Origin of the sequence: Pelatocladus sp. BLCC-F211, assembly GCF_041928655.1 — a bacterium.
GTDB lineage: Bacteria > Cyanobacteriota > Cyanobacteriia > Cyanobacteriales > Nostocaceae > Pelatocladus.
The window spans coordinates 1-1,296 of sequence record NZ_JBHFLM010000207.1 but is presented as its reverse complement, the minus strand read 5'-3'; the positions used below and the strand labels follow the sequence as shown (position 1 = coordinate 1,296).

The 1,296-nt window shown below is 40.8% G+C and carries 1 protein-coding gene; it reads left to right on the top strand.

Features of this window, described 5'->3' with window-relative positions:
• Positions 1-173 precede the first annotated feature (173 nt).
• The coding region (locus ACE1AT_RS25265; RefSeq protein WP_374873423.1) for a methyl-accepting chemotaxis protein at positions 174-1,296 on the top strand (1,123 nt) is incomplete at its 3' end.

Genomic DNA, 1,296 nt, shown 5'->3' with positions numbered 1-1,296 from the left:
GTTACTCTGCGATCAGCCGCGCAGGGCGCGTCTACGTTCCTCAAACGCCAGGTGCTACAACTCTTGGGACCCCCGCAACGCACTGGCTCCCCAACCTACGCTAGTTTTAGTTTTTAGCCTTAACTGAACCGTATTGACTTATACGCATTCTTGACTTCAAGGTAAACATAAAAATGCTTGCTAACTGGAAACTCAGAGACCGGACTTTACTTGGATTCTCCCTGCCTACATTCTTAATTTTTATATTTAGTGGCATGGTTTATTTAACTGCTAATCAAGCAGGAGAAACTTTTAGAGAAGTTGGTATTTCGCACAATGCCATTACTGGAACGGACAAAATGGCTCTAAATATTGCCAACATGGATCGACGAATTCGTCGATATTTACTTCTTAGAGAAAACAGTAGAGGAAACAGTAAGGAAGCTCTGGAACGGTATAAGAAGGATAGACAGCTTTTTCAAGAGGGGTTGAAACTGACATCCAATGCGAGTACAGACCCAGGGCAGAAACAAAGGTTGCAAAAAATGGCTTTACTCGAAGAGAAACTTGATGCTTTAGTACAAGAAACACTCCTCAAGATCGAAGATGCGGATAAATCTAATCAAGTCATAACTAACTACCTTAATAAAACTAGAGAAATTAACGATGATTTTGAAGAAATAAATGACGAATTTAATCATAGAGAACAAGAAATTTTAGGAAAAAGTATTGAATCAACAAAAGCTAATATAAATTCTTTGAGTTTCTTGGCTGGATTTTTTTCAATACTATCTTTAATCATTGCCACTATTGCCACTGTATTGATTGCTAAATATCTGGGTGCGAGAGTCGCTACAGCCCTAAGATTAGCAGAAAAAATCTCCGCTGGAGATTTAACATCATCCTTGGCTGAAAATGCATCACAAAGTAAGGATGAAGTTGGGCAATTACTAGAAGCCTTCAAAACCATGACCCAAAATCTGAACACCCTCATCCGTCAAGTACAAAAGTCCGGCGTTCAGGTTACTACCTCAACTATGCAAATAGCCACTTCTGGCAAACAACTAGAAGTCACAGTCACAGAGCAGGTAGCATCTACCAACGAAGTCGCTGCTGCTGCAAAAGAAATATCTGCCACCTCCAAGGAACTCGTTAAAACAATGGAGGAAGTAGCAATCATGTCACAAGCGACAACCACAGCAGCTACAGAGAGTCAAAAAGACCTGTTGCGGATGGAAACGACAATGCGTCAATTGGCAGAAGCCACCAACTCAATTGCTTCCAGATTGGGAGTTATGAGTGAAAAGGCAAACAACA